Source organism: Pilosibacter rotomagensis, assembly GCF_045062245.2.
Classification (GTDB): domain Bacteria; phylum Bacillota; class Clostridia; order Lachnospirales; family Lachnospiraceae; genus Pilosibacter.
In genome coordinates, this window is the sequence record NZ_CM170323.1 from 2,367,632 (window position 1) to 2,394,511 (window position 26,880).

Consider the following 26,880-nt stretch of genomic DNA (forward strand, 5'->3'; position numbering starts at 1 on the left):
CTTAGCGTTTGATACACATGACCTTTCTCATATAACATCCACCATCATAATGGGTAATGCAATGTCCACACCGAACACATTTATCATCTTTTATTTTATACGAAACCAAACCTGAATGATTTGTAATAATCTCGATCGCACCAAATCGGCAAGCACTTTCACAGCCGAGACATCCCATACACATCTGAAATTTCGTAATCTGATTCTTTATTTTGTCTTCCACAGATTTTAGGCCGTTACTGTGGGCCGCATTTTTGTTAAGAACACTGACTTTCAATGTTGTCTGGCCAATTTTCCCCTGCAATTTCAGCTGCAAGGTGCCGTCTTTCCCAACAACGTATACTTCACCAAGCCGCTCATTTCCAAGAGATTTGTTAATATACCCAAACGGTTTGAACAACTCATAGAGTTCTTCGCTGATCGGTCTCTGAAGTTCGAAATTCAATGTATTTTCCTGCAAGGCACACGGTTCAAAGGTCAGAACGGAAGTCTGTGCATAATCCAGTCCGTTTCCTCCCTGTCTAGCTTTCCACCATCCGTCATCGACATAAACTTCCGGATCCGGTTTTCCAATCCGTTTTGCAAAGTCAATAAGGAACGTATGCCATCTTTCATACTGCTCCGGCATATATACTTCTGATAAAAATCCTGACCATGCACTGTTGTTCGGACAACACCAGCATCCTACTCTCGTATATCCTAAACGGTAGGCATCATTAAAATCAGTCCCGGTCGTCAGCAAGTATAACCATATATCGAAATCCATCCAGTCAATAATCGGGGACACCGTTCTCTGTACCGCAATCTTTGGACTGTCGGATTCCCTGTCATATTTGTTTCTGGAATTTGACTCGCTCCTCCGGATACCATAAAAAGTGAGGATCCTTTTCTGGTTCTTAAATAACGTCTGGATCTTTCTTTGAATTGCCCCAGTCTTAAAAATCGTGCAGCACCAACGCATCACTCGTGACGGCGGTCCCAACTGTTCGCAAAGTTCTTCAAAATTCTTGTCTTTGTTTTTAGCTGTAATCACAAGAGTTTTTGGATGCTCTGCCTTAAATCGTTTCACATATTTTGCGGATTCTGGGAATTCTAAGGTTGTATCTCCATACAAATGCAGCACTTGCTGGGTCCCTAATGCTCTCAAAACAAGGTCTGAAACAACCGTACTATCTTTTCCGCCGCTGAAAGATACAAACATTTCCGTCAGACTTACGCCTTCAGCCATAGTTCTGATATACTCCATGGCCTCATTTGAGATATAATCATACCTCTGGCGATTTGCAACAAGAAATTTACGAATATTCTCATTGAAAAAATCGTATGAATTTTGGGGCGAAAGCTCTTCTATCTGTTCTCTGATTTTTTTTGCATCCAACAGCTTTGTCTGTTTTACAGAAAACGGAATCTTTTTTCCATCAGCATAATAAAAGTTGCCGGAGGCGTTCCATACCGCAGCATTCTTATATTTAAAAGGTTCCCCAAGCATCACTTCCAGAAGCAATCGTTCTTCAGGAAATACTGGCCTTAAATCAGAACCGATTCTATGTCCCTTTTTCCCGCAAATTGGGCAAATTTCATCATATAATGGAATATTGCAATCATCACACCAATAAATAGTGGAACTTTCCACCTCCGCTCGCTCTCCACAAACAGGACAAACGGAAGTTTCTGTATTGATATTGCATTTTTTACAAATATACTTAATCATTTTTCTTCTCTCTTCAAACAACTATCTTCCACATCTGTAATCTCCATAATGTCCGCCACCTGGCAATTAAGGGCATGGCATATTTTTTCAAGAACACCCGTATTTACATTCTCATTTTTTCCAAGTTTCGCCAGGGCATTTGTAGAGATCCCCGCGGCACAACGCAGTTCCATTTTCTTCATATTTTTGTCAATGAGTAATTTCCATAATTTATTGTAGCTGATTGCCATATTCTCACCCTTTTCATTTTTTGTCAACTATCTCTATTATACAATGAGTTTGCAAAAACGACAAATAGTATTGCAAATTGCAATCTAATTTTGCAGAAATTATTATTACTTTGTTTTTCTTCCTTTTTAGTTATGTATTTTCTCATCACATAGGTATGCCAAAAAATACCCAGTCAACTCCACACACATATGATTTGCCTTAAACTCTCCTTGAGTTATATCAGTCAATCACTTATATGTAGAATTAGCTGGGTTGATCCGCTTCAAGATGACCTTAACAGCCGTTCTATTACAATTTTTTAGAAGTCATCATCTTCATCACTATCATCATCGAAATCCCCGGCATCGCCGAACAACGCTATATGCTCTTCACGACTGGTGCAAAGCATCTCATCTTTCACCATCTGTTCGAAAGCATCGATTTCTCCATCATCGTTTAAATCCATCCATTCTCGCATATATAATACCCCCTGATCCGCCGCAGGTGCACCTGCAGATATTCTCTTTCTCTATCATATCACAGATATTCCTTTTTGCATCGCATGAAACAGGTTTCCGTTTCTTTTCTTTTTTTCAATCATGCTCTTAGCTTTAAAGCAACAATTCCATCTTTGCGATAAGACTTGTAAAGCTTTCTTCTATATCCTCTTTCTTCTTGGCATTTGCTATTTGATCTTTTATTTTCGTCAATTCCCTTACCAGATATTCTTTATGATATCTATATGCACATCGTTCAATATTCTTTTCGTACTGAAGGTTGCCCTTTAATTCTAAATCAAACTGCGGGACTTTTGAAATTGGCATGTCCATCTGAAAAATCAGATTATGGCTAAGCAGACATTCTGCCTCAACTTGAAAAAGTTTTGCAACAGTTCTTAAATTATCAGTAATATAGTCCTTATTTCTGGTCTCGTATTCCTCTGTTTCTTTTTCATCAATAATGATATTTCTTTTCAGACCTGCCGGTTTTGCACCGAGCTTTCGAAAAAGCAGGATACTTGGATAATTATCCGGTGATACCTTTGCAATATATGTCTGGAATCTTTTTTCTTTTGCTCCCCTCTCCAATAAAAGAGTAAGAGCATCAGATCCAATCCCTTTATGAGCATATTCCTTAAAAATTTCTATCTCAACTTCCGGATAAACATCAACTTTACGTTTTACACCACAGAATCCATAGATCGTATTTCCATCTGTAATCGTACAATTAATCTGCTCATCCTCTAATTTCATTTCCCATAGTTTCTCTTGATCACCATCTATATTCTTAGGATTGATCCACGTTTCTTTTTGTAATTTAAAATATTCTTCCTTATCGTTCCCACAAATATCTCTTATCGTTATATTTTCCATTCATCTGCCTCTTCTACATCCTTTATTTTAAGTTCCGATGCGACCTGTTCCAGTAGTTTTTCCAGTCTGCTTTTCTCTGACATTCTTTTCACTGCACCGGAATCATGACATTTTATGTATTCGACCACTTCAAAAAAATTGTCTGATGGCAATGTTTGTTTGTGATATCCTTCCGTGCATTTCAATTTCTGTTTTTTAAAAGACTTGGGATTAAATGACCGATAATTTTCATGAAGCAGCTTCTTTACTTTATTGTCCTGTAAATATACGATCCAGCTTGCAAATGCAGTCCGGATAAATACGGTATCATTGCTGATACTGTATGATAGCTGAAACCACTTGCATATTTTTTCTATATTCTTTTCCGTAAGCGGCATATTTTTTATATACCTGCAATTCTCTGCATGCAGTTTCTTTGTCACAACGTTTGCAATACAGCTCTCTTCCGCAGTCGCATCGCTATATTTCTGATAACAGCTTTCCTGCGATAATACCAATTATTTCTTGCATAACTATTATTTTATGCCTTTTCAGCAGGATTCCATTATTGCTCATATCTCGTTTGAACAGCTCGTAAGTATCTTTTGTCCATACGACAATATAATGGTATTGGGGAAATGTCTGTGCAAAGCTTCTCAAAACTGTTTCTTCTGATTTTCCCTGCATGATATTGGAGAGTGGTGTATGGGAAATTTTTACCGTTTTTTCATTAAACAGCTCTGGATCACTCAATTTAATGGCTTTAGAAAACGTCTTTAATGGATGCATTTCTGCATCAGCTGCTACTATACCGATCTGAATTATTTCCCAGCCATCTATTTCTGTCGTTCCAGGTGCCTGATTCCACTCTATATCCAGAAATAAATATTCAAATTGAGCTTTTTCCTTTCCAGTATTATCCACTGTCCATCACTTTCCCGCAGTCATTCAGAAAATATTCTTAGAAATCATCGTCGTCATCTTCATCATCATCAAAATCCCCGGCATCTCCAAACAATGCAATATGTTCTTCCCGGCTGGTGCAAAGCATCTCATCTTTCATCATCTGCTCAAAAGCATCGATCTCTCCATCATCATTTAAATCCATCCACTCACGCATATCCACTACCTCCTGATCTGATACAATTTGTCCGCTCGTTCTCTGGCTTTATCATATCACAGATGATAACATTTGTGTCGCATTTCCAGTAACAAATACAGCTTTTGAACATTCAAAAGACCGCTCCCCAAAATCTCAACCCGAGATCCTGGAAAGCGGTCTTCATCATTTTCCTTATTCAATATTCTGAGCAAGACGATAAGCCGGGTTATGTCGTTGGATGGTCATCTATCTAGACCGTCCGTCACCGGACGGCTCAAGCGGCCTACCCGGAAGCAGACGGGCCGCCTTATGCTTCCTGTTTGGCCTTGCTTCGAGTGAGGTTTGCATGTGCCCTCCCTGTTACCAGTGAGGCGGTAGTCTCTTACACTGCCTTTCCACCCTTACATGCTGCCATGCGGTTTATTTCTGTTGCACTGTCTCTGAAGTCGCCTTCGCCGGACGTTATCCGGCACCCTGCCCTTTGAAGCCCGGACTTTCCTCTCCTGCATCCCTGAGAATTGCAGCAGCGACCATCTGTCCTACTCAGAACTTGTTTATTTTAGCATATATTTATTTTGATGTCCAGACGTGTGTTTATATTTTTTTCGTTACGGCTTTTACAGATAATGTCCATATGGATGCACACTCATATGAAAATGCCACAGAAAAAAACGGATACAACTACACATTCAGACAGCTTCCCCCGATAAACTCCCTGAGAATCGAAGTCTTCGGGATCACATCACTGTCGATGGCAAGGAAATAATCCAGGAATTTGAGGAGCCGCTTCGCCTCATCATACTCTTCCCGGTCTCTCGGGATATTGAAGAGCAGCGGTTCCGCATAGAGCTTCAATACCGCAAGCTCATACACAAGCGCGGAGTTAAACATCACATCGGCGCTCTCCTGGTACGGGAAGATATTCTTGTCCTCGCCGCGGCGCACCGACGGCCAGCGCTCGATGGTCTCTAACGCGGAGGTTCCCCTCGTTCTCGCATCGCGCACCATCCGACGGATCAGTCGCCCGTCTGTCGTCGGGATCCGGTTGTGCTCGTCCACATTTAACTGCGTCAGGGCGCTGATGTAGATCTTAAATTTACTGTCCTTCGGAAGTTCTGAGGACATCGCGTCATTCAGGCAGTGGATGCCCTCGATGACGAGAATATCCTTCTTTCCAAGCTTCAGCATTTCGCCTTTGTATTCCCTCTTACCGGTCTTAAAGTTAAACCGTGGAAGTTCGATGGTCTTGCCGGAGAGCAGAGCGTTCATATCCTCATTAAACTGCGGAATATCCACACACCCGAGCGCCTCAAAATCCGGCTGTCCGTTCTCATCGAGCGGATACTCTTCCCGGTTGCGGAAATAATTGTCCACGGAGATCGGATGCGGATTATATCCGAGCGCTGCAAACTGCGTCGAAAGCCGATGGCTGAATGTTGTTTTTCCCGAAGAAGACGGTCCTGCGATCATCACGATCCTGCGGTCCGGATCCTTCACGGCCTGTTCCGCAACCTGACCGATATTCTTCTCCTGGAGTGCCTCCTGCATCAGGATCAGATCCTGTCCCTTCCCGTCCGCGATCATCTTATTCAGAGCACCGACATTCGGGACCTCAAGACTGTCACTCCAGCGATACGATGAATGAAGGATCGAGAACAGCTTCTCCCTGACCGCCGGATGCTCCACATGCTTCGGATCCGATTTCACCGGAAGCAGCAGCAGAAATCCCGCATGGCACGGCACCAGATCAAAATACTTCACATAACTCGTGTCCGGGACCATATACCCGTAAAAATAGTCCTCAAACTCTCCGATACTGTAAATATTCACCCGAGATGCCCGCCGGTACTGGAACAGCTGCTCCTTATCATGCATCCCATGCTTCCCGAACAGCTCCACCGCATCATCCGTGTTGATGCTCCGCTTCTTGACCGGGATTGCCGCATCCCGCAGCTTCTCCATCTGCGCCTTTACCTTTAAAAGCAGCTTCTCATCCACCGGGACATCCCCGACAAGCTCCCCGTAAATTCCGTTTCCAAGCGCAAAATCGATCTGGATCTTCCTGATCTTCTCTCTCGGGACTACCTCATAAAACGCCTTCAGCATCAGAAAGATCGCACTGCGCTCATATGTCTTATACCCGGCATTCCCCTCCGCCGTGATAAACGAAATCTCCGAATCCTCCGTCAGAGTCTTATCCAGCTCCCTGAGCTTTCCATTCACTCTTACAAGCAGAATGTCATTCTCATACTGATCCTGAAAATCCCTCGCGATCTCCAGATATGTAGTCCCCTCCGGATAAACCTTCCCGATTCCATTCGCCTTCACAACTGCCATAAAACCGCCTCCAATCCATCCTATATCACCACCGCCGGAAACTTCACCGCCATCTTCTCGATCGCAACTTCCTCCGGCAATTTATCCCGCAAAAATCCCTCCATAAAGTCCATAAACACATGCTCCAGCCCATAATGCCCCGCATCAATGATCATCATCCCCTGGGCTGCCGCATCGATTCCCTCATGGTGACTGATATCCCCGGTAATAAACACCTGCGCTCCTGCCCGAAGCGCCTCCCGGATCTCACTTCCTCCGGCACCCGGACAAGTCGCCGCTCTCGTCACCGGCTCATTTTCATAAAGCTCACTCCCGTAGACCGTGACAAACGGCAGTCCAAACCGGTTCTTCACTTCTCTAGCAAGCTCCGGACCCGTCATCGGCTTCTTCAAAGTTCCGGTCTTTCCGATTCCATAAGCAGTTCCCGAAAGCTCTCCCATAAGCTCCAGCGGCTTCCGATCCACAAAATTCAGCCGGTCCGCGACAATATCCGCCATACATCCCGGCGCCGAGTCAAAATTCGTGTGCATCGCATAATAGGATACATCCGCCTGGATCAGGGAGACAAGACGTCTTCCGATAAAATCCTCATCGGAAACATGCTTCACCGGCTTGAAGATCAGCGGATGATGACTCAAAAGCATATCCGCACCGATCTCTTTCGCCCGCTCCACCGCCGCATCGTCCGCGTCCAGTGTCAGCAGGATCTTCTTTACATCCTTATCCATACGCCCAGCAAGAAGTCCCGGATTGTCCCAGTCACAGGCACAGGACTTCGGCGCAAGCGTCTCTAAAATCTCAATGATCTCCCTGCATTTCATGCTGTACCTCCTGATTTTCCCTCAACTGTACTTTTAACTCCGAAAGACGTTCAGCCGCCCGCTCCGAAGAACCGGCCTTTGCGGAAAGATCCCCGATAAAACGAGCGAGCTTTTCCTCTTCCTCTTTCAGATATGTAAGAAGCACCGAATTTTTCGTCCGGATCAGATAATCCCCGTAGAGCATCCGGCTGTCCTCAGAAAGTCCGGAAAGCCCACTGGCGGAAGCTGCATCCTGCGCATTCCCATCTGCCTGATCTGCACCTTTCAGAGCATCTGCCGCCTGATCAGCGTCACCGGAGCCTCTTCTTCGGACATCCATCACCGTATAATACTTCCCGTCCTCTAAGAGCATATCTTCCCTGCGGATCTCAAACCCGTTTTCCAAAAGCCATCTGCGGACCTTAAAGATCTCCGACTGCGGGGACAACACCCACTGGGACACGGAATCCCACATGTGCCTTCCGTTCTCCAGGATCTTAATGATCAGCTCACCGCCCATTCCGGCGATCACGACCGAGTCCGCCTCCCCGGGAAGCAGCTTTGCCACCCCGTCTGAGAGTCTTGTCGCGATCTTCTCCGAAAGTCCTGCGAGCGCAATATTCTCCGCTGCACGGGAAAGCGGTCCCTTCCGCACATCCATCGCAACTGCCTTTTTTACGATTCCTCTCCGGACAAGTTCCACCGGCACATGCCCGTGGTCCGTCCCAACGTCTGCCGCGGATTCTCCCGGTTCCACGAACGAGAGCACCATCTCCAGGCGTTCTGATAATTTCATATATGTTTTCTCCATTCTTTTTTCGCTTATTCGTCCAAATAATCCTTTAAAACCTTGCTTCTGCTCGGATGGCGCAGTTTCCGGAGTGCCTTCGCCTCGATCTGCCGGATCCGCTCCCTCGTCACATTGAACTGTCTTCCGACCTCCTCCAGCGTCCTCGGTCTCCCGTCATCCAGACCAAACCGCAGCCGCAGGACCTTCTGCTCCCGCTCCGTGAGCGTTGAAAGGACCTCCATCAGCTGTTCATGGAGCAGTGTGTACGTCGCGGCATCCGCCGGCACTTCCACGTTGTCATCCTGGATAAAATCTCCAAGATGGCTGTCCTCCTCCTCACCGATCGGCGTCTCCAGGGACACCGGATCCTGGGAGATCTTCATGATCTCTCTCACGCGGTCTACCGGCATATCGAGCTCTTTCGCAAGCTCCTCCGGCGTTGCCTCTCTTCCGAGTTTCTGTACCAGCTGGCGCTGTGTTCTCACAAGCCGGTTAATCGTCTCGACCATATGGACCGGGATCCGGATCGTTCTCGCCTGGTCCGCGATCGCGCGGGTGATCGCCTGACGGATCCACCAGGTCGCGTAAGTGCTGAACTTGTATCCCTTCCGGTAATCAAACTTTTCCACGGCCTTGATGAGTCCGAGATTTCCCTCCTGGATCAGGTCCAGAAGCTGCATCCCGCGTCCCACATAGCGCTTTGCGATGCTGACCACAAGACGTAAATTGGCCTCGGCGAGCTTCTTTTTCGCCGCCTCATCCCCAAGCTCGATCTTCTTTGCCAGCTCGATCTCCTCATCCGGGGAGAGCAACGGCACTTTCCCAATCTCCTTTAAATACATCCGGACAGGGTCATCCACGCTGACTCCTTCCGGAACTGAGAGGTCGATATGTTCCATATCGATCTCATCCTCCGGGTCCGGATCTTCATCCTCTGTGAACAGATCCGGATCCATATCGTCATCGTTTGACATTTTTAAAACATCAACATGCTTTTTATCCAGGAAGTCATATATGCGGTCCAGCTTCTCAGGTGTCAGTTCTTCCCCCGCAAACGCATCGTGAATGTCCTTCTCTTCCAGGACATTCTTTTTGCTCTTTGCGAGTTCCAGAAGTTTTGATAACTTCTCGTCAAATGTAAGTGTCTTTTCCTCCATAATTCCATCCTTCCCGGCTGGATTCTAGTCCAGTGTGATATTCAGGGCAGCAAGTTCCGACTGCTGCCTGATAATTTCCTGTAATTCTCTGATATCTGCAGTCTTTCCCTTCACATCCAGACTGTGTTTCTTGATCTTTTTGACTGTCTCGGAAAACGCTCTCCTCTGCTCCTCATTATTTAAGGATTCACTGAGTGTCGCATGGAACAGGGCAGCTACTTCCCTGTATTGTTCCTCGCCCTCGATGAAATGATTCAGGATCTGGGCAGGGTTCACGCTTCCTGTTTTTTCATATTCCTCAAACACCATGGACGCTGCTTCCCGATAGAGTTCATCATCGAAATCCTCCGGCGTGATGATGCCGCGGATCTTTTCGAACAGCTCCGGCCGCTCGATGAGCCATGTGAGGAGCAGTCGCTGGGACTTCCGGATCCCGTCCTCCTTCTCCTTTTTCTGTCGGATCCGCTCTTTGTCATACTCGCGCTCTCTTGTCGTCACTCCGATGAGTCCGCCCATGGAATTCACGAGATTTTTGAGGTCTGCCTCCGGGATCATATACTCCCTTGCGACGGCTTCCGTATAGTTATCCCTCTCAAGCTTTTCCGGGAATTCCAGCAGCTTCTTCGCGACGGCATTATAAAATCCTGTCTTTGACTCCGGATCCTGCATGTTGTACTGGTTCCGGATCACCGAGATCTCGAACATGAAACTCCCGACTGCGTTGTCGATCCGCTTCTGGAACTCCTCTTTTCCGAGGTTCTTGATAAACTCATCCGGATCTTTATACGGCTTCATGTTTAAAACCTTGATGGACATCCCGACTTCTTTCAGGATCGGGATCGCCCGGAGCGCCGCTTTCACGCCGGCTCCGTCGCTGTCGTAGGTCAGGATCACCTGATCCGTATATCGCTTTAACAGCATCGCGTGCTGGGACGTAAATGCGGTCCCTAAGGACGCCACGGCATTCGTAAAACCCGCCTGGTGCATCGCGATCACATCGACATATCCCTCGCAGACCAGCATATATTTCGCCCTGGACGTTCTTGCGAAGTTCAGTCCATAAAGATTCCGGCTCTTATCGAAGATCTTCGTCTCCGGGGAGTTTAAATACTTCGGCTCCCCATCCCCCATCACACGTCCGCCGAAGCCGATGACGCGGTTGTTGACGTCCAGGATCGGGAACATGACGCGGTTCCAGAACTTATCCCTTGCCCCGCGCTCATCAATAAAGAAGAGGCCTGTCTCTTTTAAGATATCATCGTGATACCCTTTCGATCGCATATACCGGTACAGATCATCCGGCACTTTGCTGGAATATCCAAGTCCGAAATGGCGGATCGTATCATCGCTCAGCCGCCGCTTTTCCTTCAGGTAATCATATCCGATCTTGCCGGCTGGCTGCTTTAGCTGGTAATAAAAGAAATTTGCAGCAAGGCGGTTGATCTCCAGGAGCGTATTTTTTAAGCTTGCCTGGGCCTTTGCTTCCTTCGAATATTCCATCTCCGGCAGCGCGATCCCGGCGCGGTCCGCCAGCATCTTCACAGCCTCCACAAAGGTATAATTTTCATATTCCATCACGAAGGAGATCACGTTTCCTCCTGCTCCGCAGCCAAAACAGTAGTACATCTGCTTCGATGGGGAGACAGAAAACGACGGGGATTTCTCGTTATGAAACGGGCACAGGCCGAAATAGTTTGCGCCCTTTTTCTTCAGATTTACATACTGGGACACGATATCCACGATATCATTCCTCGTCCGTACCTCCTCGATCACTTCTTCCGGATAATACACGTTTCATCCCTCCCACAATGCGTATTTTTTATATCTTCCATGCCTTCGGCACAAATAATTCCTCAAACCGGTCGATCGCGTATCCGTCGCTCATCCCGGCAATATAATCGCAGACGACCCGCTCTTTCTTCTCACCGCGGGTCTCCATCATCATCCGGAATTCCTCCGGAAGCTCGTCCACATGTTTCAGATAATATTCATAGAGCGTCACGATCAGCTGCTGCGCTCTTCCCTCCTCGCCTTTTGCGGCCGGATTCCGGTAGACATGCTCGAACATCCACTCTCTCATCCCGCGCATCGCCTGCTCCACATTCGGAGACATGAAGATCGACGGCTTGTCCATGCTGTTGTTGATGATATCATGGATCATGATATTCAGGCGGTCCTTTACCGTATCACCGAGGACATCCGCAAACTCTCTGGGGATATCTTTCTCGGTGATGATCTTCCCGCGGATCGCATCATCGATGTCATGATTGATGTACGCGATCTTATCAGAGAAGCGGACGATCTTTCCCTCCAGCGTCGCAGGGTTTCCTGACGTTCTGTGGTTTAAGATCCCGTCGCGCACTTCCTTCGTGAGGTTTAATCCCTGTCCTTTTTTCTCCAGGACCTCCACGATCCGGACACTCTGTTTAAAGTGGGCGAAACCGTCCTCACAGATCTCATTTAATATGTACTCGCCGGCATGTCCGAAAGGCGTATGTCCGAGATCATGTCCCAGCGCGATCGCCTCCGTCAGGGATTCATTCATCCGAAGCGCCTTTGCGATCGTCCTGGCGATCTGGGAGACCTCCAGCGTGTGCGTCAGCCTCGTGCGGTAGTGGTCGCCTTCCGGGGCCAGAAAGACCTGTGTCTTGTCTTTCAGGCGGCGAAATGACTTGCTGTGCAGGATCCGGTCACGGTCCCGCTGGTAGGCAGGACGGACATCACAGGGGACTTCCTCGCGGTCCCGCCCCAGCGTCTCACTGCTCAGAGCAGCATACGGGCTGAGATTCTGGCGTTCCCATTGTTCCATCGTTTCCCTGATATTCATATCCATCCGCTCCTTTCTGCCGTGAAAACACATCAGCAGGCTCCACGACCGCAGCGACATTTTACGGAATCTTCAATTCAGAAAATTTCCGCCACCGAAAGCAACCATTTGTTCTCCTATCTGAAAATATACTTTTATATTATACCACATTTTTGCGTGTTTTAGAACCGCGATTCCTATCTTTTCGCTGAAAAATGTGTAAAAAATCTGTAAATTGGCGAAATCTGCAGATATGGTTTCATTTTACGGAATTGGCCAAACCAACAAAAGCCGGACAGCTCTGTGCAGCAAACGTCTGCTGCATGATCTGTCCGGCCGGACTTACGACCAGTCTATTTTGTTTTCGTGACTATCTGCACAATTACATCTTCTCGCCCGGAACGACCGGAACCGCGTCCTTCGGGATCGGGCAGATGTAGCCGCCGTAGCGTTTCATCTTCTTATTGAACTCATCTTTCGCCGCCTGAAGAACATCCGGCTTCTCCATGAGATCGATCGCCGTCGCTGCGATGACTTTTCCTGCCAGTAGCATGTTCTTGTGGGCAATGGATGTCCGTCCGCAGGAGACATTCTGCCAGGAATGTCCAGGCGCCTGTGCCGGGAATGTGGAAGTGTTGATCTGCGCGGTCGGAACGCACCAGCTCACATCACCGACATCCGTGGAGCCCATTCTCGGCTTCTCGGAGTACAGGTACGGAACAAGGAACTCATTCATCGGCACGGTGCCATGTTTGGACTTCTCATCCACAAACTCGTAGATCTCATCGCTGTCCTTCGTCGCATCTCCCGGAAGATCCGCAGACTTCATCTCAACAGAATCGTAAAGCGCCTTCGCATACTTTAACTCTTCCTCTGTGTAATGGCAGACGCCAAGGTCATTGAAGTTTTCCCACATCAGGGATTCCAGGACCTTGTTCGGGACTGTGTTGGAGCAGCCGTCGATGAACTTTTTCTCCATCTTTGTGTCCGTCATCATGGATGCCGCAAGCGCGATCCGGTCAACCCGCTCCTGAAGCTCCAGGGCATCTTTGACCCAGATGGAACGGACCATGTAGAGGACCTGCGCTCTCGGCTGGACAACGTTCGGAGAATCTCCGCCGGCATCCGTGATCGAGTAGTGGATCCTGGAGCTGTCCGGCATGTGCTCTCTTAAGAACTGGACGCCGATGTTCATGAGCTCCACCGCATCGAGAGCAGAACGTCCCTTTTCCGGTGCACCGGCTGCATGGGAGGCAACTCCGGTGAACTTATACTCGCTCTGGATACAGGTGTTGCAGGTTCCGGATGTGACCTGGTTCACATTGCCCGGATGCCAGGTGAGAGCCGCGTCGCACTCCGCGAACACGCCGTCTCTTGCCATGAATGCCTTTGTCGCAGCGCCTTCCTCGCCCGGGCAGCCGTAAAGGATCACTTTACCGCTTCCCTCACCTTTTTCTTCCAGATATTTTTTTATAGCAAAAGCCGCAGCCATGGAACCCGCACCTAAAAGGTTGTGGCCGCAGCCGTGGCCGTTTCCGTCTGCGACAAGCTCTTTTCTGGTCTCAGATCCGGCGATCTGGGAAAGACCTGTCAGAGCATCATACTCAGCCAGAATACCGATCACCGGCTTTCCGGAACCGTAGGAAGCGCGGAATGCAGTCTCAATGTTGTCAAAGGGATGTTCGACAGTAAATCCTTCTTCTTTTAATACCTTTGCGTAAAGTTCACCGGATTTGTACTCTCTCAGGGAAAGCTCCGCATAGTCCCAGATCTTATCGGATACGTCGGTGATCACTCCTGATTTCTCGTCGATATAATCGAATGCTGTCTGTTTGGATGCTGACATGTCATGTTCTCCTTTCAAAAATCCCGCCAGGCAAGACTCCAAAAGTCTGCCTGAGCGGGATATGGCTCCTGTTAAAACAGCTTTTCCCGCTGTTCTTTCATCAGTATAATACCTTGCTTAAAAATTCCTGTGTCCTCGGGTTCTGCGGATGATTGAAGACCTCATCCGGAGTGCCTTTCTCCGCGATCACGCCGCCATCCATAAAGAATACGCGGTCGGAGACCTCCCTCGCAAATCCCATCTCATGGGTTACGATCACAGTAGTCATTCCTGTCTTTACAAGGTCCTTGATAACATGAAGAACCTCTCCTACCATCTCCGGATCAAGGGCGGAAGTCGGCTCATCAAAAAGCATAACATCCGGTTCCATCGCCAGCGCGCGCACGATCGCAAGACGCTGTTTTTGTCCGCCGGAAAGCTTCTTTGGGAACTGGTTCTCCTTATCCGCAAGACCAACGCGGTTTAAAAGCTCCCGCATCATCTCGTCGGCTTCCTTCTGTGTTTTCTTTCCGAGAAGGACCGGGGCGAGCGTTACATTCTTTCCAACTGTAAGATTATTGAATACATTAAAGTGCTGGAATACCATTCCCATCTTCTGGCGATGCAGGTTGATATCCACATTCTTGTCGGTAATATCGGTTCCCTCGAAATAGATCTTTCCGGATGTCGGTGTCTCAAGAAGGTTTAAGCAGCGTAAAAATGTACTTTTACCGCCGCCGGACGGTCCGATAACAGAAACGACCTCGCCATGATTGACATGCTCGGTAACACCCTTTAATACCTGAAGACTGCCGAAGGATTTATGCAGATCTTCTACACGAATCAATTCTTTTTCATTAGCGCTCACTTGCGTTCATCCTCCTCTCCAGTAAAGCAATCAGCTTGGACATGATAAATGTCACGCCGAAGTAAATGATACCAACGATGGTTAACGGCTCAAGTACACGGAATGTAAGACCGTTGATGGTCTTAAACTGGGTCATAAGTTCTCCGATAAAGAACGTGGACGCCAGAGATGTCTCCTTGACGATCGCTACGAACTCGTTGCAGAGTGCCGGAAGAATATTCTTAACTGCCTGCGGGAGAACGATATGGATCATGGTCTGGCGCGCGTTTAAGCCAAGGGAACGGGCAGCTTCAGTCTGTCCGACATCGACAGCCTGGATACCTGCGCGGACGATCTCACAGACATAAGCGGTAGAGTTTACGCAGCATGCAGTCATAACGCATGTAAACTCGCTTAAGTTGAGGAACGGGAGCCAGGTCGGCAGCATAAAGTAGAAGAAATATAGCTGCAGCAGGATCGGCGTACCGCGGATAATTTCGACATAAACGGTAGCGATCAGCCGGAGCGGCTTAAATTTTCCGATGCCCACGTTGCTGCGGCGCATCAGTGCCATCAGAGAACCGAAAACGGTACTGATGAGGACGGTGAGGAGACCCATAAACAGTGTCATTCCAAGACCCTGTAAGAATAAGTTCCAGTACTTCATCCAGACTTTTAACATGACGTTAAGAAACTCCATCTGGAAAACTCCTTTCGTAGATAAAACTTGAAAACAGACAAAGGTCTTTCCGGCATTTTCACCGGAAAGACCGAGCTCTGTATTTTCTGTAACCTGAAGTGATAACCGATTCCGTCCTGCGCTGATCTTCCATCACGGAACGAAACGATCCGCTCCGAAATTAGTGCGTCTCGATACCGAGCTTATCAGCAAGAGCAACTGCCTCTTCCCTCCACTGCTCATAGAGACCTTTCTCGTTAACTTCAACGATCACTTCGTTGATCGCATTTAAGAGATCATCATCGCCTTTTTTGACTGCGATAACGTTACCTTCACTTGAATAGTCAAACATGAAATCTGCCATTGCGATATCGTCGTATGTCTTTGCAAGGGATTCACCGTTATCACCGGATACAGCGAGTGCGTCAACCTTGCCTGTTGTTAACATCATAACACCGTCTGTTATATTTGTCACTAACTGGATCTGAACGTCAGACGGAAGCTGCTCTGTAGCAAGCTTGTTCTGTAAGGTTGCGTTCTGGGTAGCAACCTTCTTGCCTGCGAAGGATTCTGCTGTATTGTACTGGGAAGCAAGTTCCTTCTTAACTAAAAGGCCCTGACCTTTCTTCGTGTTTACATTATAACGCTCGGAAAGTCCCATAGCCTCTGCACGCTCATCTGTGTAAGCGAAGCCGGAGATACCCATATCAATGTTTCCGGAAGTAACTGCCTGCTGGATTGCGGAGAACTCCATCGGCTTGATCTCAAGTTCTACGCCAAGCTTCTCAGCGATGTATTTTGCAAGCTCCACATCGGCACCGACATACTCGGTTGTTCCACTGCTGACATCCTTGAATTCCCACGGAGCGAAATCAGGGGATGTTCCCATTGTGATCTTTCCTGCCGCAAGAACTTTTCCGAGATGGCCCTTCGGATCTACATTCTCAAGTGCCTTTAAGGAACCTTCCGCTGCGGCTGCTGCCTCTGTCTTATCTGCTTCCTTTGATTCAGCCGCTGTTGTCGCGTCGGCTGTTGTTGTCTCAGCTGCCGTTGTAGCTGCTGCCGTTGTCTCAGTGGTCTTGGAGCTTCCGCATCCTGTAAGAGCAGCAATGACCGCTGCTGTTGTCATAGCTAAAACGATGTTCTTCTTCATAATCGATCCTCTCCTCTTTGTTTCTATCTTTTTCTATGTCTCACATGTGTGATGTTGATACGCATTATAATGTATAATTATTCTTTTGTAAAGCACTTTTTTATGTTTTTTTTATAGATTATGCATTTTATACAATATTCAGTGCATAATTATATTGTTTCATGCAGTTTTTTCAATGTTTTATACATTATCAATGCATATATTCATCTTGATAAAGCGTTAATATTTCTTTTTTTGCATAGCGCGTCACCTCTGTGAACCTCACATGACTAAAGTCACATGCTTCTCAGCCGTTTTAAACGGCAAGACCGGATACCGGCGGATACGCCTGAAACTTAGAACTGCGCAGATATGCGCATCCGCCATGCCGGGTACGGCTGGGTTCCACATAACAGGTAGTCCTCCGGATATCTGCCTGTGTTTATGCAGCTTTCGAACATCCATACTCATTCTGAAGGATGAGCAGGTCAGCATAAACGCATGAGGTTCTGCGCTTCACCGCAGGTACTTTTGCCTCCAGTGAAGACCTTTCCGTTTCCGGTAAGGTTTTTATGATTTCCCGAATCCAGTATCTCGCTCCGATATTGTAGGATGCTGACAGATCACAGTTATACTGTTTTCCAGATTGGAAAACACACAGGCTGTGGTTCTTCGGATCTCGGCTGACCGGTCCGCTTCCATCATACGCCAGACGGCTGGTATTCCATGCGCAGACACGGGACACACGGATCCCATACCGGTGTGCTTTGTGTTCACACATAGTCTGGATCTCCCGTTTCTTCCAAAGATGCAGTTTCTGTCGTTTCTTTCCTGAAATCTTTCCCTTCATTTCCAGGTACTCAAACACGATCACATCCGCATGATTCTCATGAGCATATTCTGCGATCGAACGGGCAGTCTTTCTGGCAAGTTCCGTATTCAGACGTTTCGCATACGCCCATCGGCTTCCGATCTGCTTGGAACCGTGTTCCTTCTGGAATCTCCGGATCCTTCCGAGTACATGGGACAGCCGGTCTTTTTCACTGGGGAAATTGATAAATTTCCGGTCCAGGACAGTTCCGTCTGACCGTATGATACTACAGACTGCATCCGTATTGATTCCAAGATCCACACTGCAGATGAGCTGATCCTTTACAGGTGTTTTTGATAATGTAACTTCTTCCGTATAAGAAAAGCGGAGAAAATATTTCTGATGTCGTTTTTCCAAAACCGGAGCAGAAGACTTTTTTCCGGACCAGTGCCTGCGCAGGTACTCCATATCCGTATGAAGCAGACCTGCGCGGAACCATTTCCAGTCATGACCATCATAAAGCTTCAGGCAGGCCGCGTCTTCACTCTCTTCTCCTGGTTTGTACATGACATTCCGATAAAATACCGGCATCGCATGGTTTTCATATACAAGCTTCGGTTTTCCGGAAATCGCTCCATTTTTCCACTGTTCCAATCTTGTATGGTACGAGGAAACACTCCCGAGCGCATGCTGGATCGCCGCTCTTCTCAGATATGACGGCATTTTCGGAAAACGGGCATCGAAGTCAAATCTTGCATGATTCTTCTTTGTTTCATGTACCAGATGTTCCGCCTCGTTAAATCTCCGTTTTATCTGATCGATCATGGATAACTCTGTCCATACGGTCTCATATATCTCCGTCAGACAGCGGACCGCCTCCCGGTAAAGCGCCAGCGTATGGCGGATCGGGATATTCTTATTTTTAATTTCCGCGCCATAGCTGGATACGACCTGCATAGGTTTCCTCTACTTTCTGTTCTCTTTTTCTTTCTGTCCTTCGATATAAGCCATGATCTGTTCCCGACTTCGGTCACTGACGGTCACAGCGCAGTAAGATGGGTTCCAGAGATGTCCGCCCCACAGCTCCCTTTTCAGTTCCGGATGTGCAAGAAACAACTGTCTCGCAAGATTTCCTTTCATGATCTTGATCATATCCGAAACAAAGAACTGCGGTTTACAATCCAGTAACAGGTGGATATGGTCCGGCATTACTTCCATCGCAAGGATCCGAAATTGATATTCTTGTGCGATTTCCTGCAACATTTCTTTGCACTCCTGATCTACACCATTGGTCAGAACTTTCTTTCGGTATTTCGTGCACCAGACCAGATGATATTGAAGCGAGTACACATATCCTCTACCATACGAAAGAGAATTTTCTTTAATAGTAAATATATCTTTTTCCATATGAATATTATACCATATGTTACTAAGCATGTAAACATATGTTCGATATTATTGTAAATAAATAGCGCACCTAACTCATCACTGAAGTAACGAGAATGCGGTGCGTGTTTTTCAAATTTCCGGCATACGCTGCTGGGGCAACGTAAAAAGCAGCCCATCTCACTCCAGCGTGAAACGGGCTGCTCTTCTATTTTTTACCAATATCAGATTTCAGCAATATTGATCAGTGTAAGTTCTTTTGCACGATTTTCCATACTTGTCACAAGCGCTCTCGCAGTATCGACCGCAGTGAGAACGGTAACGCCTGTCTCGATCGCATTCCGGCGGATGATAAAGCCGTCATGGCTTCTCTCTGCGCCCTGTGCTGGGATATCGATGACAAGGTCGATCTCATGTCCAAGGATCAGGTCAAGAAGGTTCGGAGACTCCTGCTCGATCTTTCTTACCGGAATGACCTTTACGCCGTGCTCATTGAAATACTTTGCGGTTCCTGCGGTACAGAAGATACGGTAACCCTGTGCCTTGAATCTCGCAGCAATGTCGAGCATCTCTTCCTTATCGGAATCGCGGACAGTCATGACCATGTTCTTATACTTCGGAAGCTTGATTCCTGCGCCCTGGAAGGCCTTGTAAAGAGCTTCGTTGAAGGTCTTTGCGATGCCGAGGCATTCACCTGTGGATTTCATCTCCGGTCCAAGGCTGATATCAGCTCCACGGATCTTCTCGAAAGAGAATACCGGCATCTTCACTGCGTAGTAATCTGCCTCTTTCTGGAGTCCCGGTGTGTAGCCGAGTTCACGGATCGTATGACCGCAGATGATCTGAGTTGCCAGCGGTACGATCGGGATTCCCGTTACCTTACTGATATACGGAACGGTTCTGGAGGAACGCGGGTTGACCTCGATGATAAATACACCTTCGTCATTTACAATAAACTGGATGTTGATCATTCCCTTTACATGGAGCGCCCTTGCGAGCTTCTCTGTGTATTCCACGATCGTCTTCTTGTTGTCCTCGGTGATGCTCTTCGCCGGATATACGGAGATACTGTCGCCGGAATGGATACCGGTACGCTCGATATGCTCCATGATACCCGGGATCAGGATATCGGTACCGTCGCAGATCGCATCGACCTCGATCTCCTTACCCATGATATACTTATCAACTAAGATCGGATGCTCCTGCGCGATCCGGTTGATGATGCCGATGAATTCGTCGATATCCTCATCGCAGATCGCGATCTGCATACCCTGTCCGCCAAGAACGTAAGACGGACGAACGAGTACCGGATAGCCTAACTCATTTGCTGCCTTTTTCGCCTCTTCTGCTGTAAATACAGTCTGTCCCTTTGCTCTCGGGATCTGGCACTGCTCCAGGATCTCATCGAAGAGTTCTCTGTCCTCAGCGGCGTCAACATCCTCGGCAGCGGTTCCCAGGATCGGGACTCCCATCTTCATCAGAGCCTCTGTGAGCTTGATGGCTGTCTGTCCACCGAACTGGACAACTGCTCCGTCCGGTTTCTCAATATCAACGATGCTCTCCACATCCTCCGGAGTCAGCGGTTCGAAATACAGTTTGTTAGCGATATCAAAGTCTGTGCTGACAGTCTCCGGGTTATTGTTGATGATGACGGTCTCAAAGCCCTCTTTCTCGAAGGCCCAGGTGCTGTGAACAGAACAGAAGTCGAACTCGATACCCTGACCAATGCGGATCGGTCCGGAGCCGAGAACGAGAACCTTCTTCTTCTCAGTCTCGCCCTCTGCCTCATTCTCGCTGCCGAAGCAGGAGTAATAGTACGGAGTTTCAGCTGCAAACTCGGCCGCGCAGGTATCTACCATCTTGAAGGCAGCACGGATGCCGTTTGCATGACGCATCTCCTTGATCTCATTTTCTGCGAGACCTGTGAGTTTCGCAATCACATTATCCGGGAATTCGATGCGCTTTGCTTCCTTTAAAAGATCAGCGTCGAGGTTCTTCCCAACTTTCTTTAAGGCATTCTCCATCTCAACGAGGATCATTAACTTGTCGATGAACCAGATATCGATCTTCGTGATGTCGTGGATCAGCTCGTAATCGAAGCCGCGGCGGAGTGCCTCCGCAATGACCCAGATCCGGCGATCATCCACGTTGTGAAGCTGCTCCTTTAACTGTTCATCTGTGAGTCCGCTGTAGTCGTAAGACATTAAGGAGTCCACATGCTGCTCCAGAGAGCGGATCGCTTTCATTAAGCCACCCTCAAAGCTTGTGCAGATACTCATGACCTCTCCGGTCGCTTTCATCTGGGTTCCTAACTTGTGACTCGCATTGATGAATTTATCGAAGGGAAGTCTCGGCATCTTGACTACCACATAGTCGAGCATCGGCTCGAAGCTTGCGTAGGTCTTCTTTGTAACAGCGTTCTTGATCTCATCAAGTGTGTAGCCGAGGGCGATCTTCGCGGCAACCTTCGCGATCGGGTATCCTGTCGCCTTGGACGCAAGGGCGGAGGAACGGCTTACACGCGGGTTTACCTCAATTACACAGTACTCGAAGCTCTCCGGGTGAAGTGCGTACTGTACGTTGCAGCCACCGGTGATACCAAGCTCTGTGATGATCTTTAACGCGGAGGTACGAAGCATCTGGTACTCTTTATCTCCTAATGTCTGGGACGGAGCGACAACGATACTGTCACCGGTATGTACGCCCACAGGGTCGATATTCTCCATGTTGCAGACGGTGATCACATTGCCTGCACCGTCACGCATAACCTCATATTCGATCTCTTTCCAGCCCGCAATACAGCGCTCTACAAGGACCTGGCCCACACGGGATAAACGAAGTCCGTTCTCCAGGATCTCTGCGCACTGCTCCTCATTATAGGCAATACCGCCGCCGGAGCCGCCAAGGGTATAAGCCGGACGGAGAACGACCGGATAACCGATCTCTTTTGCAACAGCAAGACCTGTGTTCACATCCTCAACGATCTCAGACGGAGCCACCGGTTCGCCGATCTTTTCCATTGTCTCCTTGAACATTTCACGGTCTTCGGCTTTTTTGATCGTGAGGGCTGTTGTACCGATAAGGCGCACGTTATTTGCCTTTAAGATACCTGCCTCCTCCAGTTCCATTGCAAGGTTTAAGCCGGCCTGGCCGCCAAGGGTCGGGAGGACACTGTCCGGTTTTTCTTTCTTAATCAACTGCTCGACAACCTCGGTTGTCAGCGGCTCAATATATACCCGGTCCGCGATATCCTTATCTGTCATGATCGTTGCCGGGTTGGAGTTTAAGAGAACGACCTCGATGCCTTCTTCCTTTAAGGAACGGCAGGCCTGTGTTCCCGCGTAGTCAAATTCTGCGGCCTGGCCGATAACGATCGGACCGGAACCGATTACAAGTACTTTCTTGATCTCTGGATTCTTAGGCATTATCTTTCCTCCTCCATCATGCGTAAAAAGCGGTCAAACAGATATCCGGAATCCTGTGGTCCCGGGCATGCTTCCGGGTGGTACTGGACGGTGAAGATATTCTTGCCCACGTACTTTAATCCCTCGTTCGTCTTATCGTTCACGTTCACGAACGCCGGAACGGCAACCTCCGGATTCATGCTGTGTTCGTCTACCGCGTATCCGTGGTTCTGGGAGGAAATGTAGACGCGGCCTGTCTCAAGGTCTTTTACCGGGTGATTTCCGCCGCGGTGGCCATATTTCAGCTTATATGTATTTGCGCCTGTGGCAAGAGCCATGAGCTGATGTCCGAGACAGATGGCAAAAACAGGAACATCGGATTCATAAAACTTTCTGACTTCTTTGATGATCTCCGTGTTCTCTGCCGGATCTCCAGGGCCGTTGGAAAGCATGATTCCATCCGGGTTTGTCTTTAAGACTTCCTCAGCCGGAGTATCTGCCGGATATACGGTCACTTCGCAGCCTCTCTTATTTAACTCTCTGGCGATATTCTTCTTTGCGCCAAAGTCCATGAGTGCAACTTTCTTTCCTTCTCCCGGGAGAACGTATTTCTCTTTTGTGGTTGTCTTTAATACAACGCCTGTTACCTGATACGCCCTGATCCGCTCTTTCACTTCTTCCAGATCAAAAGATCCGTTCGTTGTGATCATGCCGTTCATGGTTCCTTTTTCTCTTAAAATCTTTGTGAGGGCTCTTGTATCGATACCACTGATACCTGGAATATCCTGTTCTTCTAAGAAATGCTGAATCGTGTCCCCACTTCTGAAATTACTGGGGATCCTAGATAATTCTCTGACAATATAACCATCCGGCCATGCCTGTCCGGACTCCATATCTTCTTTACAAATACCGTAATTACCAATTAACGGATAAGTCATTACCACTGCCTGTCCTGCGTAGGACGGATCGGTAAGGACTTCTAAATAACCGGTCATGGATGTGTTAAAAACAATTTCACTGATCACTTCTCTGGTAGAGCCGATGCTTGTTCCTTCAAACACGGTTCCGTCTTCCAGTATTAAATATGCTTTCATGACGCCACCCTTTCTTATGTGTTCATTTCGCTGCTTGATCCGGGCATACTTATCTCAGCCCAAATTTTCACTATTCTACCATGAGTATCGATATTTTTCAACTGGTTTCGCGGATTTTTTTCAAGTTTTTTCAAATGAAAGTTAGCAGTAGCAAACCCCGGTGATTTTTCAGGGATTGCCGAACATTCTTAATTCCGGTTTCTGCATAAAACACCATCACAAAGCATTTGCCCTCCGTCGGTTTTATCATCTATTGTTTTCCCCATTCCAAAATGTTAAAATAGAAAAAAATCGAATTTTTCTGAGCAGCGGCGGAAACCGGATCTTTTCCGCTCCGCTCAAAAAGGAGGTTCTATGAGCAAACTTGTTTATGCAAAAGAAAAAGAATACCATATCGGCGTCAGTGCAGGGGAAGTCGGACGCTATGTGATCCTTCCGGGTGATCCGGGACGCTGTGAAAAGATCGCCAGACATTTTGACAACCCGGTAAAGATTGCCCAGAACCGGGAGTACACAACATATACCGGATATCTTGACGGCGAGAAAGTCAGCGTCGTCTCCACCGGAATTGGCGGACCATCCGCGTCCATCGCAGTCGAGGAGCTTGTCCACTGCGGTGCGGACACCTTCATCCGGGTCGGTACTTCCGGCGGAATGCAGAAAGAAGTTCTTGGCGGGGATCTCGTGATCGCGACCGGTGCGATCCGCTTTGAGGGGACCACAAAAGAGTACGCACCGATCGAGTACCCGGCCGTCCCGGATTTCGATGTCGTAGCGGCTCTGAAAGAAGCTTCCGAGGAACTCGGATACCGCCATCATCTCGGCGTTGTCCAGTGCAAGGACAACTTCTATGGTCAGCATTCCCCGGACTCCATGCCGGTCGCCGATGAGCTGAACTCAAAATGGAAAGCCTGGATCGCCTGCGGCGCCCTCGCCTCCGAGATGGAATCCGCAGCCCTCTTCATCGTCGGCAGCGTCCGCAGAGTCCGCACCGGCTCCGTAATGCTCGTGATCGCAAACCAGACAAGACGTGAACTCGGCCTTGAGGACGTCCAGGTCTACGATACGGAGGCTGCTGTCGTGACGGCGGTGGAGGCGATGAGGAAGCTGATCCGGAAGGATAAAGCGGCATCCGCTGCGAAGTAGGACTTTTTTCCATCCATTCCCAGTTCTGTCAGCAGAATTTTATGGTAGAATCTGTTTTGTAACATTTTTGTAACATTTCAAATAACAGGAGGTTTTACCATGAAAAAACAGATGATGGCAGTTCTCGCATTTTCCGCCATGATGACACTCACAATGCCTTTCGCGTCCTTCGCCGCAGGCCGTTCCTGCCAGACTGCGTTTCCTTCCGGAAGCACCTGCGCTTCCAATGGAAACTATGCTGTTTCCGTGATCCGGATGCAGAACGGCTGTGCGGTCTCAAATCTCCGTGCTGCCGATGTGTACCGGATACTCGGAGCAAGCTGCACAGACCAGACATGCGGCAGCACCTGCAGTTCCGGGATTGGATGCGATACGGGCTGCAATACAGGCTGCAGAACGAATTTCTGTGGGAATCTGAGTTTCCGACGCTGATTTCTCAAAGAACCGGCCACACACTTTCACGTGGCCGGTTCTTTTTATAACAAGTGAAAACACACTTTGCAAGTTTCCCCCTTGTTATCGCGACAGTCGTCGAGGTCTCGCGCAAGCGCGGACTTTGGCTCGTTGTTTGCCTAAATAAAAACAGTCCTCTGCACACTGGGATTTCCAATGAACAGAGGACTGAATCTGCTGCCTATAAAGCAGATAACGGGAATCGAACCCGCCTTTCCAGCTTGGGAAGCTAGCGTTCTACCGATGAACCATATCTGCAATCTTTTTTTAACATGTGTATCATAGCACATTTTTTTATATTTCACAAGGCTTTTTCTGGTAAATTACAGAAAATCGTTCCTGTTTTTCCGACAACATTGTTTTTTATGCCGCTTCCTGTCTACAAAAAAGGACGGCAATCCATGAAAATCCGGGGCTTTTTCAGAGGAGGAGCTCTCCATACTTTCTCTATCGTGAAAACAAGCGCGGCAGTGGATTTTGCCGATCCTGAATACAGATTGACGGCAAAATCCTGCCCCGTCTCCAATCTATGACAGCTCTGCGATCCTGGTGATCCCCACATAAATGTGAGAGATCTTATACCAGGTGGCAAAGTCCACCACTCCGGTCTGCGGCAATCCGAAGATCGACTGAAATTCCCGGACTGCTGCCGCGGTAGCCGGACCGTAGATCCCGTCAGGGGAAATATCCGGAATTGCGGTATACACGCTGGAGATTGCGTCTAACTGCTCCTGCAGCTGCCGCACCTTATCACCGGTGGCACCAATCTTCAGATCATATCCCGGCCACGATGCCGGGATGCCGGAAATCTGTTCCGCCGTATTGATATACATATCATCTCCATAAAAATTCCGCAGGATCTCGATCGGACTATACCCCGCTTCTCCGAGCTCGCAGCTGCCCCATTGCGTTAACCACCCCGGACACCGAACCTTCCGCCCATCGCAATACTGTGTCAGGATCGGCTGTTTCACTCCCGGCCGCGAAAGATAATTATCAAAAATATCATCCACCACGACAGAGATGGACTCAAAAATATTCCGCCCATAAATCCATTTATGATCATACGCGGTTGATGATGTGATCGTAAAATCATATCCCTGATTGCGGTACCATTCCGTATAAACACGATTTAACGTGAAGGACATGATCGCCAGCACATTCGCGACGATCGTGGAGCGGGGCCACGTCGCATAGATCTCACTGGAAGCCACATTTTTGATGTAATCACGGTAAGGAACATAATAGTCCGGTGCAGACGCATTGGTCGGTGCGCCGTCATGCACCACGATGGTCTGTGGGACAACAACTCTGGAGAGTACGATCTCTCCTGTTTCCGTGACCGGTTTGATCTCACTCTCCGCGATTTTTGGAAGATAATCCCCATAGAGCGTATGATCCGGGATCGTCACCGTCTCCGTCTGCTCTCCGGTCGGTGCATTGGAAAGCGGACGCAGACGGATCCCCTGGATCGCCGTCACCTCCGCCAGAACTTCCGTCCCGGAAACAAGAAACGGTTTGAATCCCGGAGCCGTGATCCGGATCGTGTATTCCGCGTACGGGCGCTCCGTCTCCTCCGGCGATAAGGAAAGTTCCGGCGGCGGTGCATCTAATGAAAGATTCTCCGTCTGCCCGGAACTGTTCGTCCGCGTCTCCTCGATAATCTTATCCGGCTCTTCTGTCCTGGCGATCGCAACATCCGCATCCTGCACCGGAAAACTGTTCACATCAGATACAACATCAACTTGCAAATATCCCTGTGCCATACTATCCTCGATCGATCGAATATCATTTTATTTTATGCCGTGACAGACCGGATGATTCATCACCGATAAAAA

General features: G+C 48.2%; 24 protein-coding genes, 1 tRNA gene and 1 other RNA gene. 2 read left to right on the top strand and 24 right to left on the bottom strand.

Going from position 1 to position 26,880, the window contains the following annotated elements; translation table 11 throughout:
* Position 1 precedes the first annotated feature (1 nt).
* The 22 genes from ACI3EW_RS10605 to ACI3EW_RS10710 form a co-directional block, all read right to left on the bottom strand.
* Positions 2 to 1,711, bottom strand: coding sequence for a phosphoadenosine phosphosulfate reductase domain-containing protein (locus ACI3EW_RS10605; protein ID WP_405580016.1), 1,710 nt, complete (start codon positions 1,709 to 1,711; stop codon positions 2 to 4).
* Positions 1,708 to 1,941 carry a helix-turn-helix domain-containing protein gene (locus ACI3EW_RS10610; protein WP_405580018.1) on the bottom strand — a complete coding sequence of 78 codons (234 nt, stop codon included), beginning with the start codon at positions 1,939 to 1,941 and terminating at the stop codon, positions 1,708 to 1,710. Before ACI3EW_RS10610 ends, ACI3EW_RS10605 begins: the two co-directional genes overlap by 4 nt.
* Before the next feature lie 299 nt (positions 1,942 to 2,240).
* Positions 2,241 to 2,399: a hypothetical protein gene (locus ACI3EW_RS10615; RefSeq protein ID WP_405580021.1), complete on the bottom strand. Its 159-nt coding sequence runs from the start codon at positions 2,397 to 2,399 to the stop codon at positions 2,241 to 2,243.
* Between the two features lie 133 nt (positions 2,400 to 2,532).
* A complete protein-coding gene (locus tag ACI3EW_RS10620) occupies positions 2,533 to 3,294 on the bottom strand; it encodes a GNAT family N-acetyltransferase (protein ID WP_405580024.1) in 762 nt (253 codons plus the stop codon).
* Positions 3,282 to 3,671, bottom strand: a complete 390-nt coding sequence (locus ACI3EW_RS10625; protein WP_405580026.1) for a hypothetical protein — start codon at positions 3,669 to 3,671, stop codon at positions 3,282 to 3,284. The genes ACI3EW_RS10620 and ACI3EW_RS10625 overlap by 13 nt, the downstream gene beginning before the upstream one ends.
* 82 nt (positions 3,672 to 3,753) lie before the next feature.
* Positions 3,754 to 4,197 carry a hypothetical protein gene (locus ACI3EW_RS10630; protein WP_405580029.1) on the bottom strand — a complete coding sequence of 148 codons (444 nt, stop codon included), beginning with the start codon at positions 4,195 to 4,197 and terminating at the stop codon, positions 3,754 to 3,756.
* A gap of 37 nt (positions 4,198 to 4,234) precedes the next feature.
* Positions 4,235 to 4,393 (bottom strand): hypothetical protein, encoded by a 159-nt coding sequence (locus ACI3EW_RS10635; protein ID WP_405580032.1) that lies wholly within the window; start codon positions 4,391 to 4,393, stop codon positions 4,235 to 4,237.
* A gap of 183 nt (positions 4,394 to 4,576) precedes the next feature.
* An RNA gene (gene rnpB, locus ACI3EW_RS10640) (RNase P RNA component class A) lies at positions 4,577 to 4,921 on the bottom strand.
* 135 nt (positions 4,922 to 5,056) lie between these two features.
* Entirely contained in the window at positions 5,057 to 6,712 is a 1,656-nt protein-coding gene (locus ACI3EW_RS10645; protein WP_118532987.1) for a nucleoside kinase, read from the bottom strand.
* A gap of 20 nt (positions 6,713 to 6,732) precedes the next feature.
* Positions 6,733 to 7,533 carry a Nif3-like dinuclear metal center hexameric protein gene (locus tag ACI3EW_RS10650; protein ID WP_405580035.1) on the bottom strand — a complete coding sequence of 267 codons (801 nt, stop codon included), beginning with the start codon at positions 7,531 to 7,533 and terminating at the stop codon, positions 6,733 to 6,735.
* Entirely contained in the window at positions 7,511 to 8,308 is a 798-nt protein-coding gene (locus tag ACI3EW_RS10655; RefSeq protein WP_405580038.1) for a class I SAM-dependent methyltransferase, read from the bottom strand. The genes ACI3EW_RS10650 and ACI3EW_RS10655 overlap by 23 nt, the downstream gene beginning before the upstream one ends.
* A gap of 26 nt (positions 8,309 to 8,334) precedes the next feature.
* Positions 8,335 to 9,459 carry an RNA polymerase sigma factor RpoD gene (rpoD, locus tag ACI3EW_RS10660; RefSeq protein WP_118321184.1) on the bottom strand — a complete coding sequence of 375 codons (1,125 nt, stop codon included), beginning with the start codon at positions 9,457 to 9,459 and terminating at the stop codon, positions 8,335 to 8,337.
* A gap of 24 nt (positions 9,460 to 9,483) precedes the next feature.
* Entirely contained in the window at positions 9,484 to 11,250 is a 1,767-nt protein-coding gene (gene dnaG, locus ACI3EW_RS10665) for a DNA primase (RefSeq protein ID WP_118532981.1), read from the bottom strand.
* A 28-nt stretch (positions 11,251 to 11,278) separates the two neighbouring features.
* Positions 11,279 to 12,286: a deoxyguanosinetriphosphate triphosphohydrolase gene (locus ACI3EW_RS10670; protein WP_118532997.1), complete on the bottom strand. Its 1,008-nt coding sequence runs from the start codon at positions 12,284 to 12,286 to the stop codon at positions 11,279 to 11,281.
* 361 nt (positions 12,287 to 12,647) lie between these two features.
* Complete coding sequence (locus tag ACI3EW_RS10675) at positions 12,648 to 14,111, bottom strand: M20 family metallopeptidase (protein WP_118532979.1); 1,464 nt, start codon at positions 14,109 to 14,111, stop codon at positions 12,648 to 12,650.
* A 100-nt stretch (positions 14,112 to 14,211) separates the two neighbouring features.
* Positions 14,212 to 14,937: an amino acid ABC transporter ATP-binding protein gene (locus ACI3EW_RS10680; protein WP_117469609.1), complete on the bottom strand. Its 726-nt coding sequence runs from the start codon at positions 14,935 to 14,937 to the stop codon at positions 14,212 to 14,214.
* A gap of 10 nt (positions 14,938 to 14,947) precedes the next feature.
* Positions 14,948 to 15,637, bottom strand: coding sequence for an amino acid ABC transporter permease (locus ACI3EW_RS10685; RefSeq protein WP_118532977.1), 690 nt, complete (start codon positions 15,635 to 15,637; stop codon positions 14,948 to 14,950).
* Between the two features lie 160 nt (positions 15,638 to 15,797).
* Positions 15,798 to 16,769: a transporter substrate-binding domain-containing protein gene (locus tag ACI3EW_RS10690; protein WP_118532975.1), complete on the bottom strand. Its 972-nt coding sequence runs from the start codon at positions 16,767 to 16,769 to the stop codon at positions 15,798 to 15,800.
* A 421-nt stretch (positions 16,770 to 17,190) separates the two neighbouring features.
* Positions 17,191 to 18,516: an IS200/IS605 family accessory protein TnpB-related protein gene (locus ACI3EW_RS10695; protein WP_118532973.1), complete on the bottom strand. Its 1,326-nt coding sequence runs from the start codon at positions 18,514 to 18,516 to the stop codon at positions 17,191 to 17,193.
* A 9-nt stretch (positions 18,517 to 18,525) separates the two neighbouring features.
* On the bottom strand, positions 18,526 to 18,966 hold the full coding sequence (tnpA, locus tag ACI3EW_RS10700; protein ID WP_118532971.1) for an IS200/IS605 family transposase: 441 nt from the start codon (positions 18,964 to 18,966) through the stop codon (positions 18,526 to 18,528).
* Between the two features lie 203 nt (positions 18,967 to 19,169).
* Complete coding sequence (carB, locus tag ACI3EW_RS10705) at positions 19,170 to 22,370, bottom strand: carbamoyl-phosphate synthase large subunit (protein ID WP_118532969.1); 3,201 nt, start codon at positions 22,368 to 22,370, stop codon at positions 19,170 to 19,172.
* Positions 22,370 to 23,443: a carbamoyl phosphate synthase small subunit gene (locus tag ACI3EW_RS10710; RefSeq protein ID WP_118532967.1), complete on the bottom strand. Its 1,074-nt coding sequence runs from the start codon at positions 23,441 to 23,443 to the stop codon at positions 22,370 to 22,372. The genes carB and ACI3EW_RS10710 overlap by 1 nt, the downstream gene beginning before the upstream one ends.
* 354 nt (positions 23,444 to 23,797) lie before the next feature.
* On the opposite strand from ACI3EW_RS10710, the gene udp reads away from it, so the two are divergent.
* A complete protein-coding gene (gene udp, locus ACI3EW_RS10715) occupies positions 23,798 to 24,589 on the top strand; it encodes a uridine phosphorylase (RefSeq protein WP_118532965.1) in 792 nt (263 codons plus the stop codon).
* Positions 24,590 to 24,688: 99 nt separating this feature from the next.
* The gene (locus ACI3EW_RS10720; RefSeq protein WP_118532963.1) at positions 24,689 to 25,021 is read left to right on the top strand and encodes a hypothetical protein; all 333 of its coding nucleotides are present in this window, start codon (positions 24,689 to 24,691) and stop codon (positions 25,019 to 25,021) included.
* Between the two features lie 208 nt (positions 25,022 to 25,229).
* Here the strand turns inward: ACI3EW_RS10720 and ACI3EW_RS10725 are convergent.
* Both ACI3EW_RS10725 and ACI3EW_RS10730 read right to left on the bottom strand, forming a co-directional pair.
* Positions 25,230 to 25,300: transfer RNA gene (locus ACI3EW_RS10725), tRNA-Gly, on the bottom strand.
* A 269-nt stretch (positions 25,301 to 25,569) separates the two neighbouring features.
* Positions 25,570 to 26,808, bottom strand: coding sequence for a peptidoglycan-binding protein (locus tag ACI3EW_RS10730; RefSeq protein WP_118532961.1), 1,239 nt, complete (start codon positions 26,806 to 26,808; stop codon positions 25,570 to 25,572).
* Between the last annotated feature and the right edge of the window lie 72 nt (positions 26,809 to 26,880).

What these genes read in the sequence shown, in the direction of transcription:
- ACI3EW_RS10615 (WP_405580021.1), bottom strand. Translation starts at nt 2,399, where the DNA reads ATGCGAGAATGGATGGATTTAAACGATGATGGAGAAATCGATGCTTTC.
- carB (WP_118532969.1), bottom strand. Translation starts at nt 22,370, where the DNA reads ATGCCTAAGAATCCAGAGATCAAGAAAGTACTTGTAATCGGTTCCGGT.
- udp (WP_118532965.1), top strand. Translation starts at nt 23,798, where the DNA reads ATGAGCAAACTTGTTTATGCAAAAGAAAAAGAATACCATATCGGCGTC.
- ACI3EW_RS10675 (WP_118532979.1), bottom strand. Translation starts at nt 14,111, where the DNA reads ATGTCAGCATCCAAACAGACAGCATTCGATTATATCGACGAGAAATCA.
- ACI3EW_RS10625 (WP_405580026.1), bottom strand. Translation starts at nt 3,671, where the DNA reads ATGCCGCTTACGGAAAAGAATATAGAAAAAATATGCAAGTGGTTTCAG.
- ACI3EW_RS10720 (WP_118532963.1), top strand. Translation starts at nt 24,689, where the DNA reads ATGAAAAAACAGATGATGGCAGTTCTCGCATTTTCCGCCATGATGACA.
- ACI3EW_RS10620 (WP_405580024.1), bottom strand. Translation starts at nt 3,294, where the DNA reads ATGGAAAATATAACGATAAGAGATATTTGTGGGAACGATAAGGAAGAA.
- ACI3EW_RS10605 (WP_405580016.1), bottom strand. Translation starts at nt 1,711, where the DNA reads ATGATTAAGTATATTTGTAAAAAATGCAATATCAATACAGAAACTTCC.
- ACI3EW_RS10670 (WP_118532997.1), bottom strand. Translation starts at nt 12,286, where the DNA reads ATGAATATCAGGGAAACGATGGAACAATGGGAACGCCAGAATCTCAGC.
- rpoD (WP_118321184.1), bottom strand. Translation starts at nt 9,459, where the DNA reads ATGGAGGAAAAGACACTTACATTTGACGAGAAGTTATCAAAACTTCTG.
- ACI3EW_RS10695 (WP_118532973.1), bottom strand. Translation starts at nt 18,516, where the DNA reads ATGCAGGTCGTATCCAGCTATGGCGCGGAAATTAAAAATAAGAATATC.
- tnpA (WP_118532971.1), bottom strand. Translation starts at nt 18,966, where the DNA reads ATGGAAAAAGATATATTTACTATTAAAGAAAATTCTCTTTCGTATGGT.
- ACI3EW_RS10685 (WP_118532977.1), bottom strand. Translation starts at nt 15,637, where the DNA reads ATGGAGTTTCTTAACGTCATGTTAAAAGTCTGGATGAAGTACTGGAAC.
- ACI3EW_RS10730 (WP_118532961.1), bottom strand. Translation starts at nt 26,808, where the DNA reads ATGGCACAGGGATATTTGCAAGTTGATGTTGTATCTGATGTGAACAGT.
- ACI3EW_RS10635 (WP_405580032.1), bottom strand. Translation starts at nt 4,393, where the DNA reads ATGCGTGAGTGGATGGATTTAAATGATGATGGAGAGATCGATGCTTTT.
- ACI3EW_RS10710 (WP_118532967.1), bottom strand. Translation starts at nt 23,443, where the DNA reads ATGAAAGCATATTTAATACTGGAAGACGGAACCGTGTTTGAAGGAACA.
- ACI3EW_RS10655 (WP_405580038.1), bottom strand. Translation starts at nt 8,308, where the DNA reads ATGAAATTATCAGAACGCCTGGAGATGGTGCTCTCGTTCGTGGAACCG.
- ACI3EW_RS10690 (WP_118532975.1), bottom strand. Translation starts at nt 16,769, where the DNA reads ATGAAGAAGAACATCGTTTTAGCTATGACAACAGCAGCGGTCATTGCT.
- ACI3EW_RS10650 (WP_405580035.1), bottom strand. Translation starts at nt 7,533, where the DNA reads ATGAAATGCAGGGAGATCATTGAGATTTTAGAGACGCTTGCGCCGAAG.
- ACI3EW_RS10645 (WP_118532987.1), bottom strand. Translation starts at nt 6,712, where the DNA reads ATGGCAGTTGTGAAGGCGAATGGAATCGGGAAGGTTTATCCGGAGGGG.
- ACI3EW_RS10610 (WP_405580018.1), bottom strand. Translation starts at nt 1,941, where the DNA reads ATGGCAATCAGCTACAATAAATTATGGAAATTACTCATTGACAAAAAT.